This is a genomic window from Candidatus Symbiopectobacterium sp. NZEC135, assembly GCF_025962695.1.
In genome coordinates, this window is record NZ_JAGFPF010000764.1 from 1 (window position 1) to 964 (window position 964).

General features: G+C 50.4%; 1 protein-coding gene. It reads right to left on the reverse strand.

Annotated features, from left to right (window positions below):
• Window positions 1-136: 136 nt before the first annotated feature.
• Window positions 137-964 (reverse strand): hypothetical protein (locus tag J5224_RS30295; RefSeq protein ID WP_264628750.1); only part of this gene is annotated, 828 nt, incomplete at its 5' end.

The window sequence follows — 964 nt, forward strand, 5'->3', positions numbered from 1 at the left end:
GGTATAAGGCAGCACCGGTTTATGGCTGTGCGGCCATTTTACCTGTCCTTGTCGCATCTGTCAGGTGTGAGGGTGGCTTTATTGCGGACGGCGGAGAGAGAAGACCAAACGGCTACCGCAGTCGTCAGAATGAGGGTCAGCTGTCGTGGAGGCCACCCTCCGTGAGATAGCGGATTAGCGTATTGATTTTTTCACTGCTCAGCGCCGAGGTTGGCGGGGTTGGCTGTAAGATTTCCTGAGCCTGATTAAACAGCGCCAGCCGCATCGGTTCTTGGGCGTTGTAGGCAAGGAGCAGCTTTTGTGCCAATGCCACATATTGTCCTTCGCTGATTAACGCGGGCGTTAGCGTGCTGGCACTATCAAGTGCGCTCAGAACGTCATTAAGTTTATTGCGAATTTCACTATCAGGGAGTGCATCGCTCGACGTTGCTTTTAGCGTTGTCAGGATGTGTATGATGTCATGCTTAAATTCATTGCTGATGACGTCTTTACCCAGATTTTGGGTCAGCGAAATCAACATGGCCTCATCGTCTTTTTTGACTAAGGTATAGGTAATCGGTTGCCTGTTTTGGCGGGATGCCGAGTTGAGGGATTGATTTTCTTTGATAATAGCGGTGATGGCTGTGATATCCATAACCGGTGCGGCGGTTGCATTCTTGCTGCCGGCCGATGGGTTGGGCGACGCGTGCAGTGCGGTTGCCGCGTTGTGATTATATTTCTCCTGCTTCTTAATCTGTTTTAACACCAATTTCAGGTTTTTGATGGCTTTGTTGTGTGAGTGGTTTGAGTCAACGCTGCGCAGGGCTTCATCAGCGGTCGATTGCTGCTGCTCCAGCGCGGTATTTAATGCGGTGATCTGGCTGTTTATTTCACCGATATTTTGCTGCGTCTCTTTGATTGTGGTGGTGAAGGTATGATGCAATTGCGTGGTTTGCGCTTCAAACTGTGTCCGGGCGTGATTCGC